This window comes from Bordetella sp. FB-8 (assembly GCF_000382185.1).
Classification (GTDB): Bacteria; Pseudomonadota; Gammaproteobacteria; order Burkholderiales; family Burkholderiaceae_B; genus Bordetella.
Genome location: NZ_KB907784.1, coordinates 1545356 through 1559695, shown reverse-complemented (window position 1 = coordinate 1559695; position 14340 = coordinate 1545356). Strand labels below are relative to the sequence as shown.

Genomic DNA, 14340 nt, shown 5'->3' with positions numbered 1-14340 from the left:
AATGAAATTTAATTTCAAATTAACATACGGATTGGAATGAAAGAAAAAAACGGGACAGGAGCCACCGCATTGGATGACGTGGACCGCCGTATCCTGGACCAGCTACAGCGCGACAGTTCGCTGACCAACCAGGAACTGGCCGTGCGCGTGCACGTCTCGCCGCCGACCTGCCTGCGCCGCGTGCGCCGCCTGGTCCAGACCGGCGTCATCGTGCGCCAGGTCGCCCTGGTCGACCCGGCCCGGTTGGGCGCAAGCCTGACGGCCATCGTCGAGGTCACTCTGGACGTGCAGACGGCCGAGCAGATGAGCGCGTTCGAAGACGCCATGCGCCACGAAGCGGCCGCACTGCAGTGCTACCGCGTCTCGACCGGACCGGATTTCGTGGTGATCGCGCAGGTGCGGGACATGCCCGCTTATCACGCGATGGTGCACCGCGCCTTCACCGCGCAGGCCAATGTGCGCAACGTGCGCACGTTCTTCTCGGTACACCGCAGCAAGTTCGAGACGCGCGTCGCGGTATAGCGATCGCGGTTATCGGTCTTGCCGCTTGTCTTGCCCGGCGTATTGGGCAAGCTTCAGGAACCGGTAATAGACGGTTTCGGCATTGAACACGGCGATCATGAAGCCCGCGCGGCCGTCGAGAAAGCCTGCGCGCAGCACCCACGTGCGCACGAAGGCCCACGCACCGCGGGCAAGGGCCGTGCCCAAGCCGGCGCGCTTGCCGGCCGCCGCGCGCTGCCTGGCGCCTGCGCTCGAATACGCGTCGAGCTTGCGCAGCACGGCGTCCAGGTCCTCGTACGAGTAGTGCAGCAGCTTGCCGGAAAGCCGCCGGGCCGGCGCCTCGAACACCAGACGCTCATGCACCAGGTCGTCGGAAAACCGCGCCGCGCCGCGCTTGAAAAGACGCGGAATCCAGTCGGGATACCAGCCGCCGTGGCGGATCCAGGCGCCGCAAAAACTCGACAGGCGGTCGATGGCATAGACGTCGGCCAGGGGTGCGGCGATGGTCGCCCGGATGGAGGCGGCCAGTTCCGGCGACACCACCTCGTCGGCATCGATCGACAAAATCCAGTCGGTCGCAAGCGCCTCCAGCGCCCGGTTCTTCTGCGGGCCGAAGCCGGGCCAGTCGGGACGCTCGATCACGCGCGCGCCGTGTGCGCGGGCGATCGCCCGCGTGGCATCGGTGCTGCCGCTGTCGACGACGACGATCTCATCGGCAAAGTCCAGCGCGTCCAGGCACTGCGCCAGCCGCACAGCGGCATTCTTGGTAATGAGGGCGACGCCGAGCGTGGGGGAATTCATGGCGCGATGATGGGAGGACGGGACCGGCCCGCGATGTCGCACAAGTGTACACAGCGCCGGACGGTAAAATCCCCGGCTCAGGCTTGCAGCTATGCAGGCAGCCCATCCGACGAGCCCATCTCGATGTTCTCCATCATCATTCCGACCTGGAACAACCTGCCCTACCTGCGGCTTGTCATCGAAAGCCTGAAGCGTCATTCGGCCTACGCGCACCAGATCATCGTCCATGTCAACGACGGCTCGGACGGAACGCTGGCCTGGGTGCGCGAACAGGGCATCGAACATACCGCGTCGCCGGCCAATATCGGCATCTGCCACGCCGTGAACTGGGCCGCGGCGCGCTCCACGCGCGAGTACGTCGTCTACATGAACGACGACATGGTCTGCTGCCCGGGCTGGGATGCCGCGCTGGCGCGCCGCATCGGGCAAATGCCCTCGGATCTTTTCATGCTGTCCGGCACCATGATCGAGCCGGTCGACACAGGCAACCCCTGCGTGGTGGTGCGGGACTTCGGCCGCGATGCACAGGCGCTGCGCGCGCAGGCGCTGATCGATGCCGCCCCGACGTTGGCGCGCGCCGACTGGCTCGGCGCCACTTGGCCGCCAACGCTGGTGCACCGCGACTGGTGGAACAAGCTCGGAGGCTACAGCAGCGAGCTCAGCCCGGGCATGAGCAGCGACAACGACTTCTCGATGAAACTGTGGCATGCGGGATGCCGCGTGTTCCTGGGCGTCGGCGACAGCCTCATCTACCATTTTCAGCAAAAGAGCACGGGCAAGATCGTCAAGAACGACGGACGGCGCCAGTTCCTGAACAAATGGGGCATGACGCAGGCAACCTTCGACCGCTATTATCTGCGGCGCGGCCGGGCTATCGGCGCAGAACTTACCCTGCCCGAACCCGAGCGCAGCGGCCCGCTCAAGCGCGCGCTCCTGAAGTCCCGCATCAAACGGGCGTTCGGCTAGAAGCCGGCCAACCCTAGGCCAACTGGCGCAGCACCGCGTCCAGGATCTGCCCGGGCGCAATGGTGTCGACATCGCCGCTGCCCTGCAGGCCGATGGCGTGGCAGGCATCCGTCAGGCGCAGATAAGGCGGCTCGCGGTCCGAGAACAGCGAGACGCTGGGCGTGGCCGTGCTGTGCGCGACATGCATCAAGCCGCCGTCGGCGCCAACGAACAGCGCCGCGCGCGCCACGACTTCACGCGATTGCAGAAAGGCCAGCTCGCCGACCAGCGAGCGCACACGCACGTTGCGAGGCACGCTGGCGCATAGCTCGCGCGCGCTCTGCACGCCGTTGTCCGAACCGAGCAGGACAATGTCCTTGGGCACCCGGGCGTCTTCGCATCGGCTGAGCAATTGAACGAATTGCGGCCAGCGATGGTAGGTGCGGTTCAAGTCCACGCCCCCCGCTGCCAGCACGATGAAAGGTTGCGCGGGCAACAGGTCCCGGACCGACTCGCGCGTTGCCGCATTGGATGCCAGGTAGGGTTTGCTGATCGCGGCCAGCTCGGATTCGCCCAGACCCAGCGAAAACACGTTGTTCACGCCCGCATAGCTAAAGCGGATCTGGTTGCGGTCGGGGCCGTTGAAATAGCGGTAGAGGCAGGCATGGGGCAGCGTGCCGAACCAGCGCGCCTTCAGCCGTATCGAGGGCAGGTTGTATTCGGACAGCACGACGGCGTCGTAGCGGCGGGCATCGACCTGCGCCGGGTCGCCGTAGACATGGCCGAAAATGTCGTCCTGTTCGAAGAGCGGCACCAGCGAAGGCAAGGCCAGCAGGTCCACGCGCACACCGCGGCCCTTGAGTAGCGCCCGGCCGGCCAGGTCCATGGTCGCATCGCCGAAGTTGCGCTTGGCATAGATCCACAATAGACGCTGCGTGCCGTCCAGCTGCGCCCGTTCGAGCCGCAGCTGGCGGCGCGCCAGCAGCAGCCATCGCTTGTGCAGGTACTTCTTGGCGATCTTGAGCCGGCCGTGGCGGGCGAGGAATGCATCCGGCTCATGCGGCACGCCCGCATAGGGGATGGCGGTGGAGCGGACCACGGCGTCATCGAGCCAGCGCACTGGCGGAAACCATGAAAATCTGCGGGTGCCGTGTGGATACAATGACGAGTCCTCATCGTGGCCGCCCGCGCATGGAATCCAGGAAACCGCGACGCGAAGCACCACCATTACCGACATTACAGTGCGCAATGCCTACCTCTATTACAGCAAATAATACGCAACGCATGACGGCCGGCGACAGCGCGTCCGCGTTTTTGCTGCTGACCTACCCGGCCCTGGCCATGCTGTTCGACGGCGCGGCGAGCGCACTGATGATAGCCGCCGTGCTGCTTGGCCTTGCCGCGCTGCCGACCGGGCGCGCGGGCCACCCTGTGCGCCTGGACGGCCTGGGGCGGGCCTTCTGCATCGCGCTCGCCGCGCCGCTGGCCGCCGTCGCGCTCAGCACGCTGGCGCACGGGCACCCTGTGTTCCCGGTCTGGGATTCGCCGTCGCGGTTCCTGCTCGTGATTCCGGTTTTCCTGGCGCTGCGGCGCCGCCCCGAGCGAAACCTTGCATGGGCCGACCTGGCCTTCCCGGCCGGCGCCTTGGCGACCCTGTTCATCGCGATTTTTCTGTCGCACGACTGGAGCGCCGGCGACCACCGCCTAGGCAGCAAATTCCTCAACCCCATCCATTTCGGTGATCTCGCGCTCGCCTTCGGCGTGCTGTCGGCGGCGGCGCTCAATTGGTGGCGCAAGGACAAACCCTGGGTGGTCGCGCTCAAGATCGCGGGCCTGTTCGCGGGCCTGGCGACCTCGCTGCTCTCAGGCTCGCGCGGGGGCTGGCTCGCGCTGCCTTGTGTGCTCGCGGTGATCCTGTGGGAGCGCGGGCGCGGCAAGTCCCTGCGCTGGAAAGTCCTGATGCCGCTTGCCATCGTGGCGCTGTTCGGCATTGTCTACGGCGCCTCGAGCACAGTGCGCGAGCGCATCGACGTGGTGGCGTCCAACCTGACGCAGTACGAGCACGGTCACGAAGATACATCGGTCGGCGTGCGGCTGCAGCTCTACAAGGTGGCGGTGGAACTGATCGCCCAGCACCCGGTGCTGGGCCTGGGCGGCCATGGTTTTCGGGACGCCATGAATTCGATGGCCCAGCAAGGCAGGCTCACGCCCGCCGCCGCGCAGCTGGGCAAGGGCGAAGTGCACAACCAACTGCTGGCCTATGCGGCCGATTACGGCATTGTGGGCGGCTTGGCGCTGCTCGCCATCTATGCCGTGCCCGCCCTCTTTTTCGCGCGCCGGCTCAGGTCTGCGTCGGCGGTGGCGCACAACACGGCAATGCTGGGGCTTTTGTTCATCGTCATGTTTTTCGTTTTCGGCCTGACGGTTGAAACCTTCGATCTGAAGGGCACGGTGTCCATCTACGTGCTCATTGTGGCCGCGCTGGCGGCGATCGCGGACCGCACCGATAATGGCGCCTCGAACGCCTCACCTGTCTGACCGCCATGTTCAGCATTCTGATTCCGACCTGGAACAACCTGCCGTATCTGAAGCTGTGCATCGACAGCATCCGGCGCCATTGCGCTTTCGAGCACGAGATCCTGGTGCACGTCAACGACGGCAGCGACGGGACGCTCCAATGGGTGCGCGAACAGGCAATACGCCATACGTGGAGCCGCGGCAACGTGGGCGTATGCCTGGCCCTGAACGAGGTCGCGCGGCTGGCCACGCGCGATTGGATCCTGTTCATGAACGACGACATGTTCTGCACGCCGGGATGGGACACGGCGTTTGTCGAGGCATTGCGCGGGCTGGGCGGCAAGCCGGCCTATCTGGCTTCGGTGCTCATCGAGCCCACCGATACCGGCAACGCCACCATCACGGTGGCCGACTTCGGCGCCGGCCCGGACAATTTCGACGAAGCGGGCATGCTGGCCTTCGCGGCGCGGATGACCATCGCCGACCGCGACGGCATTGCGCAGCAGCCGACGCTGGTCAGCCGCGAACTCTGGCTGCGGGTCGGGGGCTACAGCATCGAGTTCGGCCCCGGCATGAGCAGCGACGACGACTTCCTGATGAAGCTGTGGCTGGTCGGCTGCCGGGTGTTCCGTTCGGTCGGAGCCAGCCGCATCTACCACTTCGGCACCCGCACCACGGGCCGCATCCGCCGCAACCGGGGCGGGCGCGAGTTCCTGCTCAAGTGGGGCATCTCGCAGAGCGACTTCAAGAACAACTATGTGGCCCGCACGGCGACGGACGCCGCGCATGGGCTGCCAAACGTGCCGCGCCCCGGCCTCAAGAGCCGGCTCAAGCGTGTGATCTACGCTTTCGGCCTGTACCCGACAGAAGACCTTCAGGCCTGGGAACCGGACCTGCCGTCGCAGCTGGTGCATACCGCGTCGCTGAAGGACGGCGACGCGCCGGACCGGTAGGCCCGGCGATCCATCACACCCGGCCGATACCCTGGTATTGGAAGCCCTGTTCTTTCATCTCGGCCGGCTCGTACAGGTTGCGGCCGTCGAAGATGACCGGCGACTTGAGCAGGGATTTGACGCGCGCCAGGTCGGGGGCGCGGAACACTTTCCATTCGGTGACGATGAGCAGGGCATCGGCGCCGTCGAGCGCGGCATACATGTCCTGTGCCAGGGATGCGCACGGATAGGCCCGCAGCGGATCGGCCGCGGCCTTCATGGCCACGGGATCGTAGGCGCTGACCTGCGCGCCGCGCGCGGTCAGGTCGGCGATCACATCCAGGCTGGGCGCGGCGCGCATATCGTCGGTATTGGGCTTGAAAGCCAGGCCCCACAAGGCGAAACGGCGCCCTGACAGGTCCGCGCCGAAGCGCTGCGTCACCTTCTCGGACAGGCGGTGCTTCTGTCCCTGGTTGGCTTCTTCAACCGCCTGGATGACGCGCATGGGCACCCGATGCTGCGCTCCCATGTGAACCAGTGCCTGCACGTCCTTGGGAAAGCACGAGCCGCCATAGCCCGCGCCGGGATACAGGAAATGATGGCCAATACGCGGATCGGCGCCGATGCCGCGGCGCACCTGCTCGATGTCGGCGCCCAGCGCCTCGGCCAGGTTGGCCATTTCATTCATGAAAGAGATGCGCGTGGCCAGCATGGCGTTGGCTGCATACTTGGCCAGCTCGGCCGAGCGCACGTCCATCACCATCAAGCGTTCGTGGGTACGCTGAAACGGCGCGTACAGCCTGCGCATGACGCCGATGGTGTGCTCTTCGTCGGCGCCCACGATGATGCGGTCGGGACTCATGAAGTCGGCGATCGCCGCGCCTTCCTTGAGGAATTCCGGATTGGAGGCCACGCTGAAGGCAATGTTCACGCCGCGCTCGGCCAGCACCTGCTGCATGGCCTGGCGCACGCGGTCGGCAGTACCCACAGGCACGGTGGACTTGTCGATGACGATCTTGGACTCGTTCATGTAGCGCGCGATATTGCGCGCGGCAACCAGCACGTATTGCAGATCGGCCGAGCCCTCCTCACCGGGCGGCGTGCCCACGGCGATGAATTGCAGGTCGCCGAAGGCCACGCTGGCGGCCACGTCATCGGTGAAGAACAGGCGGCCGTCCCCGGCATTGCGCGCCACCATTTCCTGCAGGCCCGGCTCGTAGATGGGAATGCCGCCCTGGCGCAACAGGGCCACCTTGGCGGCGTCGGTATCCAGGCACATGACCTGGTTGCCCATTTCGGCCAGGCACACGCCAGTTACCAGTCCGACATACCCCGTTCCCACCACGGTGATTTTCATGCAAGCGCCTCGATACGATCGCGGCGGATCCATCGCCGCCAGTATGGGCCGATTATAGGTTCCCTATCTACACGATCATGACAGCCGCGGCCTGTGCGGGGATGGCCGGGCCGGGGGCTACAGGATCGACAGCCTGGCCGAACGCACGGTGTTCACACCCACCGCCAGCACGGCGCAGGCCGCGGCCAGGATCAGCGCCATGGTCGAGCCGTGTGCCAGATTCAGGCCATAGGCCACCGCCACCAGCGCCGTGCCCAGGCTCTGCCCGAATACCCGGGTGGCGGACTGCACGCCGCCGGCCGCGCCGCTGCGCTCGATCGGCGCCGCCCCCAGCATGGCGCGGTTGTTGGGCGTCTGGAAGAAGCCGAAACCCAAGCCGGCCAAAAACATGACGCCCATGACCGTCTTGTTGGATGCGCCGTGCGGCAGCAGGGCAACCCCGACCAGCGCGATCGCCATGGCCCCCGCGCCCAGGCCGCTGAGCAGGGCCGCCGAATAACGGTCGGCCAGGCGACCGGCCAGCACCGCGATCGCCGCGGTACCGATGGGCCAGGCGGCCATCAGCATGCCCAGTTGCCATTGCGCGCGGCCCAGTTCGTGCAGGAAGTAAAACGGCAGCGACACATAGGCCGCGGTCTGCGCCGCGAAGGTGCAGACCGACGCCGCCACGGCATAGCCCAGCGGCCTGATGCGCAGCAGGTCAATGGGCACCAGCGGCGCCTGCTGCCCGTTCGCGCGGCGCACCAGGACCATGGTCAGTGCCACGGCGGCGGCGATCAGCAACAGAGCCTTGGGAAAATTCGCGGTCAGATCGTCGACCCCGATGATGAAAGCCGCCATGGCCGCCATGGACAACAAGGCGCTGGGCACATCGATCGGCCCCTTGATGCGCGGCACATCGGGCAGCGTGCGGATGCCCATCAGGAGCACCAGGCTCACCGGCACGTTCACCGCGAAAATCCAGCGCCAGGAGGCCACGGAGACGATCAGCGAACCGATGGACGGCCCCAGCACCGACATCAGCGCGACCACCGTGGCGTTCAGACTGACCCCGCGCCCGAGATGACGGCTGGGATAGATGTTGCGCACCATGCCGCCGAACATGCACATCAACGTGGCGGCCCCGACACCCTGGCAGACGCGCGCCAGGTTCAGCTGCCACAGCGTCGTGGACAGGGCGCAGCCCAGCGAAGACAGCATGAAGGCCACCACGCCGAAGGTGAACAGGCGCTTGAAACCCAGCCGCTCGGCCAGAGCGGCCATGAGCAGCAGGAACATCACGATGGTCAGGCTGTAGGAATTGACCACCCAAACCATGCTCGATGCCGGCTCGCCCAGATTTGCGGCGATGGTGGGCAGCGCGACGTTGACGATGGTGGTGTCCAGCACAGTGAGGCTGATGCCGCACAGCAGGGTCGCTGCCGCCCAGTAGCGGCGCGGCGCGGGCAACCCGTCCTGCGACGGCGCGCGCGCGGTATGGACTGCTTCGGTCATTTCTTCTTGGTGGGACGCTTCCAGCCTTCGACGCTGCGCTGCTTGGAACCGGAAAGCGTGAGCTGGTCGGGCGGCGCGTCGCGCCTGAGCGTCGTGCCGGCCGCCAGCGTGGCGCCGCGGCCCACGCGTATGGGCGCGATCAACTGGGAATCGGAGCCGATGTGGACGTCGTCTTCGATGACGGTGCGCCATTTGTTGGCGCCGTCATAGTTGCAGGTGATGGTGCCGGCGCCGATGTTGACGCGCTCGCCCACGTCGGCATCGCCCACGTAGCTCAGGTGGTTGGCCTTGCTGTCCTTGCCCACCGCGCTGTTCTTGACCTCGACGAAATTGCCGATGTGCACGCCGTCGGCAAGCGTGGTGCCCGGGCGCAGACGCGCATACGGGCCGATGCGGGCATCGCGGCCGACGCGCGCATCGTCCAGGTGGCTGTAGGCTTCGATGCGGGCGCCGGCCGCGACGGTCATGTTGCGCAGCACGCTGTAGGGCCCGACCTGCACCCCGTCGCCCAATTCGACCAGGCCCTCGAACACACAACCCACGTCAATGAAGACGTCGCGTCCGCAGATCAGACTGCCGCGCACGTCAAAGCGCTCGGAGTCCGCCAGCGTGACGCCCGCTTCAAGCTGGCGCCGCGCCTGTTCGCGCTGCCAGGCGCGTTCGAGTTGGACCTGCTGCGCGCGGCTGTTCACGCCCAGGGTCTCCCAGGCGGCGGCCGGGTGCGCGGCCTGCACGGGTACGCCGTCGGCCACAGCCAGGCCGACGATGTCGGTAAGGTAGTACTCGCCCTGGGCGTTGCGGTTGCCGATGCGGCCCAGCCAGTCTTTCAATCGGGCCGTGGGCGCGGCCAGCATGCCGGTGTTGACCTCGTGGACAGCCAGTTCGGCCTCGCTCGCGTCCTTGTGCTCGACGATGCGCAGCACCTTGCCGTCGGCGCCGCGCATGATGCGGCCATAGCCGGTGGCATCGGCCAGGATCTCGGTAAGCACGGCCACGCCCTGACCGCGCGCGGTCAGCAGGCGCCTGAGCGTCTCGGGCTGCACCAGCGGCACGTCGCCGTAGAGCACCAGCGTGACGTCGTTCGTATCGCCTTCGAGCAGCTGCGGCACCGCCTGCTGCACAGCGTGGCCGGTGCCCTGCTGCGGCTGCTGCAAGGCAAAGCACAGATCGGGTTCGCCTTCATATTGCGCGCGCACGCGTTCGGCGCCGTGGCCCACGACCACCGTGATGCGCGCCGGATCGAGCTGGCGCGCACTATCGAGCACGTGACCCAACATAGGGCGGCCCGCCAAGGTGTGCAGCACTTTGGGCAGGTCGGATTTCATACGCTTGCCCAGACCGGCAGCAAGGATTACGACATTGAGCATGGAAGACTTGGTGAGAAACGCTGAAATCAGGATTGATTGGATGAGGAGGCGGCTGTCTTGCGCGGCGCAGACTTACGCGGGGCAGACTTACGCGGAGCGGCCTTGCGCGGCTCGGCCTGACGCGGCTCGGCCTGACGCGGCCCGGCCTTCTTGGGTGGCGGCTCGGTCGCGGCCGCGGCAGCCTGCTCGGTGCCGGGTATGCCTGCGGCCGTGGCTGCGGCGATATTGCTGAACTGCTGCTGCAGCAGGTTCCACCAGGCCGAGGCCGACTGCGCGGCATCGTCCAGCGGCGTGCTCGCTTCCTGCGGCTTGGCGGCCAGGGGATCCATGCCGGACATCTTGCCGACGAAGGACTTCAGGGTCGTGATGGTGGCGCGCTGCACCTCCATACCCTGGATGGCGCTGTCGAGCATGGACAGATTCATGCGCAGCCAGCTTTCGACCGAACGCAACTCGGCGATGCGGCGATCCAGTTCCTCGACGTCCATGGTCGGCCCCATGGGCAGCACTTGCGAAAAACCGCCCTGGCCTGCCAGGCCGGCCCAGGCCTGGCGCATCATATCCATGCTGGCCAGGAAGGGATTGCCGGACGCATCGGATGGCTGCCCCAGGCCAGGCAGCACGAAAGGATTGGTATGGCTGGAATCGGACATGTTGTCTCCTTGTCTCTTGTTGAGCTGCCGAACGATATTACGCCCGTTTCTGGGACAATGGCGGGATGGAACGCATCACCTTGCCCCAGATCGAAGAGGCCATCAATTACTGGCGCAAGCGCGTACCCTCGCAAGGCGAGGAGTCGCGCCTGTGCCCGCAGGCGGCCGCGCTGGCCGCGCCCTATGCACTGATGATCATCGGCCATCGGCCCGATATCGGCGCCGAGGAACTGCCGCTTGCCGCGCTGGCCGCCTACCAATCCTGGCGCGACGCCACGGACTGATCTCAACTCTTGAGCAGGATCTTGATGTCATGCACCAGATCGTCGGCGCTGGCATCGTGGTTGGCGAGCACGCGCGCCTGGCCCTTGGTGTCGAACAAGTAGAACGCCGCCGTGTGATCCATGGTGTAGTCATCGGCCGCGCCGCTCTTGCCCGGCACCTTGGCGTAGTAGGCCTTGAAGGCCGCCGCGGCCTTGCGGGTTTCCTCGGCCGTGCCGCGCAGGGCCAGAAAACGCGGATCGAACGCGGTCGCGTACTGCTTGAGCACCTCGGCCGTGTCGCGGCCGGGATCGACCGTGATGAAAAGCACCTGCACTTTGTCGGCATCGGGGCCGAGCTTGTGCATCACGTCGGCCAACTCGGCCAGCGAAGTCGGGCAGACGTCGGGACACTGGGTATAACCGAAGAACACGACGACCACCTTGCCGGCAAAACTAGCCAGCGTGCGCGGCTGGCCGTTGAAATCGGTGAGGGTCCAGTCCTTGCCCAGGTGCGTGCCCGTGATGTCGCTGCCCTTGAAAGCCGGGCCTTTATCGCCGCAGGCGGCCAACGCCCAAGGCATGGACAGCACCAGGGCGCCCGATGCCGCGATGCGCAGCGCGCGGCGGCGACCGGAGACGGTCGGTTCTTTCGTCGGCATCATCATGCAAGCAGCAGTCCGATCCAGTGGTCCACGAGCAAGGCAGCGAACAACAGCGACAAATACACGATGGAATAACGGAACAGGCGACGCGCCTGCGCGTCGCTGTAGTGCCGGAACAGGCGCCAGGCATGCCGCAGGAACAGGCCGCTGAGCACCACCGCGCACAGTAGATAGGGCAAGCCGTTCATGTGGACGGCGTAGGGTAGCAGCGACACGATGAACAGGCCCACGCTGTAGAGCAGGATCTGCAGCTGGGTATGGCGCCGGCCGTGCGTGACCGGCAGCATAGGCAGGCCGGACTTGATGTAGTCCTGCTCGCGGTACAGGGCCAGGGCCCAGAAATGCGGCGGCGTCCAGACGAAGATGATGAGCACCAGCAGCCAGGCCTGGACCGGCACGGCATGGGCCACGGCCGCCCAGCCCAGCGCTGGCGGCATGGCGCCGGCCAGGCCGCCGATGACGATGTTCTGCGAGGTGTGCGGCTTGAGAATGACCGTGTAGATGATGGCATAGCCCACGAAAGTGGCGAAGGTCAGCCACATGGTGAGCGGGTTGACCAGCAGGTAGAGCACCAGCATGCCCACGCCGCCCAGCAGGCCCGAGAGTCCGAGGACCTGGTAGGCGGCGATGGTCCCCTGAGCCGTGGCGCGCCGCGCCGTGCGCGTCATGCGGGCGTCGACTTCCTGTTCGATGAGGCAGTTGATGGCGAAGGCCGCGGCGGCCAGCAGCCAAATGCCCAACACGCCGTAGACCACGCTTTCCCAGCGCGGCAGGCCAGGCACTGCCAGGAACATGCCGATGACCGCACAGAAGACGGCCAGCTGCGTGACCCTGGGCTTGGTCAGCACCAAGTACTGACGCAGCAGGCCTTGAGAAGATTGAGTGGCGGCGGCGGTCATGATGCCGTTATTTTATCTCGCAGATGTAACAGGCGGCCCACCGGCCGTGCCCAGGCGGACCAGAATCAGAACCATGACCAGCGTGATGGCCGCCGCCCCGCCTGTGTGCAGCACCGCCACAGCCAAGGGCCACTGAAAGAAGATGGTGGTGAGCCCGGTGAGCAGCTGCGCCAGCAGCAGGCACAGCAGCAACGTGGCCGGTCCGCGCACCCCCGCCTCGGCGCGCAGCCGCCAGGCCAGGGGAACCAGATAGAGAAAGACCACGAAGGCGAAATTGCGGTGGGTCCAGTGGATGGCCGTCAGCGCCGCCTGGGAGATCGCCTGGCCCGAGGGCAATTCGCCCAGAGCGCGGATCAGCGAGAAGCCATCGCGGAAATCCATCGGGGGCACCCAGGCGCCCTGACACATGGGAAAGTCCATGCAGGCCAGCGCGGCATAGTTGGTGCTGACCCAGCCGCCCAGCAGGATCTGCAGCGACAGCAGCAACAGGCCGACCCCCACCCAGGGCCTGAATCGCCTGGCCGCGGCCGCCAGCGCCCGATGCGGCTTTTCGCGCGCGGCCAGCGCGGTCAGAAGCCCCAGCAAGATCAGGCCTATGGCCAGGTGCGCCGTCACCACCGCGGGCATGAGCCGGTGCGTGACCGTCCAGGCGCCGAAGGCGCCCTGCAGGCATACGGCGGCCAGGGTCGCCGTGGCCAGGGCCGGCGAGCGGCCAAGGTGGCGGCGATAGCGCCAGGCCATGTAGAGAATGGCGATGATGAGACAGCCGAGCGTGGCGCCGACGTAACGGTGCACCATCTCGATCCAGGCCTTGGAAAGGGAGACCGGCCCGTAGGGCATGGTGCGCACGGCCTGGTCGATCTCGGGCAGCGAGCCCAGGGGCGAGGTGCTGCCGTAGCAGCCCGGCCAATCGGGACAGCCCAGCCCGGAATCGGTCAGGCGCACGAAGGCGCCGAACATGATCAGGTCCAGCGTCAGAAACCAGGTCAGAAAAACCAGCTTGCGGTAAATGCGGGTGATGCGATCCATGTCCGCATTTTTGCATAGGCAGCTGACGCAATGCGGAATAATGCGTGCGCAGCGGCGTGCGCCGCTGCGCACGCATTAAAATCCGCGCCATCATGCATCTCATCCCGCCTGCCCGCCTCATCTCCCTGTACGACACCCTGCGCGCCCAAGCCAGCGAACCGCCTCCTGAGGGGTCCCTGCCGCTGGATCTGGCCGGCCACCGCTGCGGCTGGATCACCCCGGCCGCCCAGGCGGCCTTACGCCAGGCCGGACTGGCCGCCCTCGAGGACGGCATCGTGCTGCTGCTGCCGGGCAGGCAACCCGGGCCGGCGCTCGACGCAGCGCTGGCGCAGGCCGCGCAGGCACTGCGCCAAGCCCGCTGCTTGCGCGGTTGGCGCGACGAATTGCTGGACATACATTCCAACGGCGAACTGCTGGGCGCGATCGAACGCGCCGCCATGCGTCCCTTGGGTCTGCTTACCCGCGCGGTGCATCTGAACGCATGGACTGCCGACGGCCGTCTGTGGGTTGCCCGCCGGGCACTGGACAAAGCCACCGACCCGGGCATGTGGGACACGCTGGTCGGAGGCCTGGTCGGCAGCGGCGAAAGCCTGGACCTGGCCCTGGTGCGCGAATGCGGCGAAGAGGCTGGCCTGGATGCCCCGCAACTGCAAGGCCGGGGCCCGCTGCATACCATCCTGCGCCTGCAGCGCCGCCTGCCCGAAGGTTATCAAGTGGAAGACTTGCTGGCCAGCCGCTGCGTATTAGCCCCCGATGCGCGGCCGACCAACCGCGACGGCGAGGTCATTCAGATCGCCGCCATGCCGGTGGACGAGGTCCTCGGCTTGGTCGAGGCGGGCAAGTTCACGCTGGAGGCCGCCCTGGTCATCGTCGAGGAATTGCTGCGCACGGACTGAGCGCAGTGCGCGCAAAGCCGCGCG

General features: G+C 66.5%; 15 protein-coding genes and 1 pseudogene. 7 read left to right on the top strand and 9 right to left on the bottom strand.

What is annotated here, in order from left to right; translation table 11 throughout:
* The first annotated feature begins 36 nt into the window (after positions 1–36).
* Positions 37–522 (top strand): Lrp/AsnC family transcriptional regulator, encoded by a 486-nt coding sequence (locus tag H143_RS0107475; RefSeq protein WP_019937609.1) that lies wholly within the window; start codon positions 37–39, stop codon positions 520–522.
* Between the two features lie 9 nt (positions 523–531).
* On the opposite strand, the gene H143_RS0107470 is transcribed toward H143_RS0107475, so the two are convergent.
* Entirely contained in the window at positions 532–1302 is a 771-nt protein-coding gene (locus H143_RS0107470; protein ID WP_019937608.1) for a glycosyltransferase family 2 protein, read from the bottom strand.
* A 123-nt stretch (positions 1303–1425) separates the two neighbouring features.
* On the opposite strand from H143_RS0107470, the gene H143_RS0107465 reads away from it, so the two are divergent.
* Positions 1426–2268 carry a glycosyltransferase family 2 protein gene (locus tag H143_RS0107465; RefSeq protein WP_019937607.1) on the top strand — a complete coding sequence of 281 codons (843 nt, stop codon included), beginning with the start codon at positions 1426–1428 and terminating at the stop codon, positions 2266–2268.
* Between the two features lie 13 nt (positions 2269–2281).
* Here the strand turns inward: H143_RS0107465 and H143_RS20195 are convergent, their stop codons facing one another.
* Positions 2282–3367: a glycosyltransferase family 9 protein gene (locus H143_RS20195; RefSeq protein ID WP_019937606.1), complete on the bottom strand. Its 1086-nt coding sequence runs from the start codon at positions 3365–3367 to the stop codon at positions 2282–2284.
* Between the two features lie 164 nt (positions 3368–3531).
* Here H143_RS20195 and H143_RS0107455 point away from each other — a divergent pair, with 164 nt between their 5' ends.
* Positions 3532–4785 carry an O-antigen ligase gene (locus H143_RS0107455; protein ID WP_019937605.1) on the top strand — a complete coding sequence of 418 codons (1254 nt, stop codon included), beginning with the start codon at positions 3532–3534 and terminating at the stop codon, positions 4783–4785.
* 5 nt (positions 4786–4790) lie between these two features.
* A complete protein-coding gene (locus tag H143_RS0107450) occupies positions 4791–5717 on the top strand; it encodes a glycosyltransferase family 2 protein (RefSeq protein WP_019937604.1) in 927 nt (308 codons plus the stop codon).
* A 13-nt stretch (positions 5718–5730) separates the two neighbouring features.
* Here H143_RS0107450 and H143_RS0107445 read toward each other — a convergent pair whose 3' ends face one another.
* The 3 genes from H143_RS0107445 to glmU form a co-directional block, all read right to left on the bottom strand.
* On the bottom strand, positions 5731–7053 hold the full coding sequence (locus tag H143_RS0107445; RefSeq protein WP_019937603.1) for a UDP-glucose/GDP-mannose dehydrogenase family protein: 1323 nt from the start codon (positions 7051–7053) through the stop codon (positions 5731–5733).
* Between the two features lie 117 nt (positions 7054–7170).
* Positions 7171–8547 (bottom strand): MFS transporter, encoded by a 1377-nt coding sequence (locus tag H143_RS0107440; protein WP_019937602.1) that lies wholly within the window; start codon positions 8545–8547, stop codon positions 7171–7173.
* Entirely contained in the window at positions 8544–9914 is a 1371-nt protein-coding gene (gene glmU / locus H143_RS0107435; protein WP_019937601.1) for a bifunctional UDP-N-acetylglucosamine diphosphorylase/glucosamine-1-phosphate N-acetyltransferase GlmU, read from the bottom strand. Before glmU ends, H143_RS0107440 begins: the two co-directional genes overlap by 4 nt.
* A gap of 36 nt (positions 9915–9950) precedes the next feature.
* On the opposite strand from glmU, the gene H143_RS23255 reads away from it, so the two are divergent.
* A complete protein-coding gene (locus H143_RS23255) occupies positions 9951–10034 on the top strand; it encodes a pentapeptide repeat-containing protein (protein ID WP_081627016.1) in 84 nt (27 codons plus the stop codon).
* Positions 10035–10276: 242 nt separating this feature from the next.
* On the opposite strand, the pseudogene H143_RS23250 reads toward H143_RS23255, so the two are convergent.
* Positions 10277–10414: pseudogene (locus H143_RS23250) on the bottom strand (PhaM family polyhydroxyalkanoate granule multifunctional regulatory protein); the annotation flags it as partial.
* Positions 10415–10632: 218 nt separating this feature from the next.
* Between H143_RS23250 and H143_RS0107425 the strand changes: the two are divergent.
* The gene (locus tag H143_RS0107425; protein WP_019937599.1) at positions 10633–10851 is read left to right on the top strand and encodes a DUF3717 domain-containing protein; all 219 of its coding nucleotides are present in this window, start codon (positions 10633–10635) and stop codon (positions 10849–10851) included.
* Between the two features lie 2 nt (positions 10852–10853).
* Here H143_RS0107425 and H143_RS0107420 read toward each other — a convergent pair whose 3' ends face one another.
* Genes H143_RS0107420 through H143_RS0107410 form a run of 3 tightly spaced genes read right to left on the bottom strand, consistent with a single transcriptional unit; the run spans position 10854 to position 13420 of the window.
* The gene (locus tag H143_RS0107420; protein ID WP_019937598.1) at positions 10854–11492 is read right to left on the bottom strand and encodes an SCO family protein; all 639 of its coding nucleotides are present in this window, start codon (positions 11490–11492) and stop codon (positions 10854–10856) included.
* On the bottom strand, positions 11492–12391 hold the full coding sequence (gene cyoE, locus H143_RS0107415; protein WP_019937597.1) for a heme o synthase: 900 nt from the start codon (positions 12389–12391) through the stop codon (positions 11492–11494). The genes H143_RS0107420 and cyoE overlap by 1 nt, the downstream gene beginning before the upstream one ends.
* Before the next feature lie 12 nt (positions 12392–12403).
* Positions 12404–13420 carry a heme A synthase gene (locus H143_RS0107410; RefSeq protein WP_019937596.1) on the bottom strand — a complete coding sequence of 339 codons (1017 nt, stop codon included), beginning with the start codon at positions 13418–13420 and terminating at the stop codon, positions 12404–12406.
* 92 nt (positions 13421–13512) lie between these two features.
* On the opposite strand from H143_RS0107410, the gene H143_RS0107405 reads away from it, so the two are divergent.
* Complete coding sequence (locus H143_RS0107405; protein WP_051094470.1) at positions 13513–14316, top strand: NUDIX domain-containing protein; 804 nt, start codon at positions 13513–13515, stop codon at positions 14314–14316.
* The last annotated feature ends 24 nt before the right edge of the window (positions 14317–14340 follow it).

What these genes read in the sequence shown, in the direction of transcription:
- H143_RS0107475 (WP_019937609.1), top strand. Translation starts at nt 37, where the DNA reads ATGAAAGAAAAAAACGGGACAGGAGCCACCGCATTGGATGACGTGGAC.
- H143_RS0107470 (WP_019937608.1), bottom strand. Translation starts at nt 1,302, where the DNA reads ATGAATTCCCCCACGCTCGGCGTCGCCCTCATTACCAAGAATGCCGCT.
- H143_RS0107465 (WP_019937607.1), top strand. Translation starts at nt 1,426, where the DNA reads ATGTTCTCCATCATCATTCCGACCTGGAACAACCTGCCCTACCTGCGG.
- H143_RS0107455 (WP_019937605.1), top strand. Translation starts at nt 3,532, where the DNA reads ATGACGGCCGGCGACAGCGCGTCCGCGTTTTTGCTGCTGACCTACCCG.
- H143_RS0107450 (WP_019937604.1), top strand. Translation starts at nt 4,791, where the DNA reads ATGTTCAGCATTCTGATTCCGACCTGGAACAACCTGCCGTATCTGAAG.
- H143_RS0107445 (WP_019937603.1), bottom strand. Translation starts at nt 7,053, where the DNA reads ATGAAAATCACCGTGGTGGGAACGGGGTATGTCGGACTGGTAACTGGC.
- H143_RS0107440 (WP_019937602.1), bottom strand. Translation starts at nt 8,547, where the DNA reads ATGACCGAAGCAGTCCATACCGCGCGCGCGCCGTCGCAGGACGGGTTG.
- glmU (WP_019937601.1), bottom strand. Translation starts at nt 9,914, where the DNA reads ATGCTCAATGTCGTAATCCTTGCTGCCGGTCTGGGCAAGCGTATGAAA.
- H143_RS0107425 (WP_019937599.1), top strand. Translation starts at nt 10,633, where the DNA reads ATGGAACGCATCACCTTGCCCCAGATCGAAGAGGCCATCAATTACTGG.
- H143_RS0107420 (WP_019937598.1), bottom strand. Translation starts at nt 11,492, where the DNA reads ATGATGCCGACGAAAGAACCGACCGTCTCCGGTCGCCGCCGCGCGCTG.
- cyoE (WP_019937597.1), bottom strand. Translation starts at nt 12,391, where the DNA reads ATGACCGCCGCCGCCACTCAATCTTCTCAAGGCCTGCTGCGTCAGTAC.
- H143_RS0107410 (WP_019937596.1), bottom strand. Translation starts at nt 13,420, where the DNA reads ATGGATCGCATCACCCGCATTTACCGCAAGCTGGTTTTTCTGACCTGG.
- H143_RS0107405 (WP_051094470.1), top strand. Translation starts at nt 13,513, where the DNA reads ATGCATCTCATCCCGCCTGCCCGCCTCATCTCCCTGTACGACACCCTG.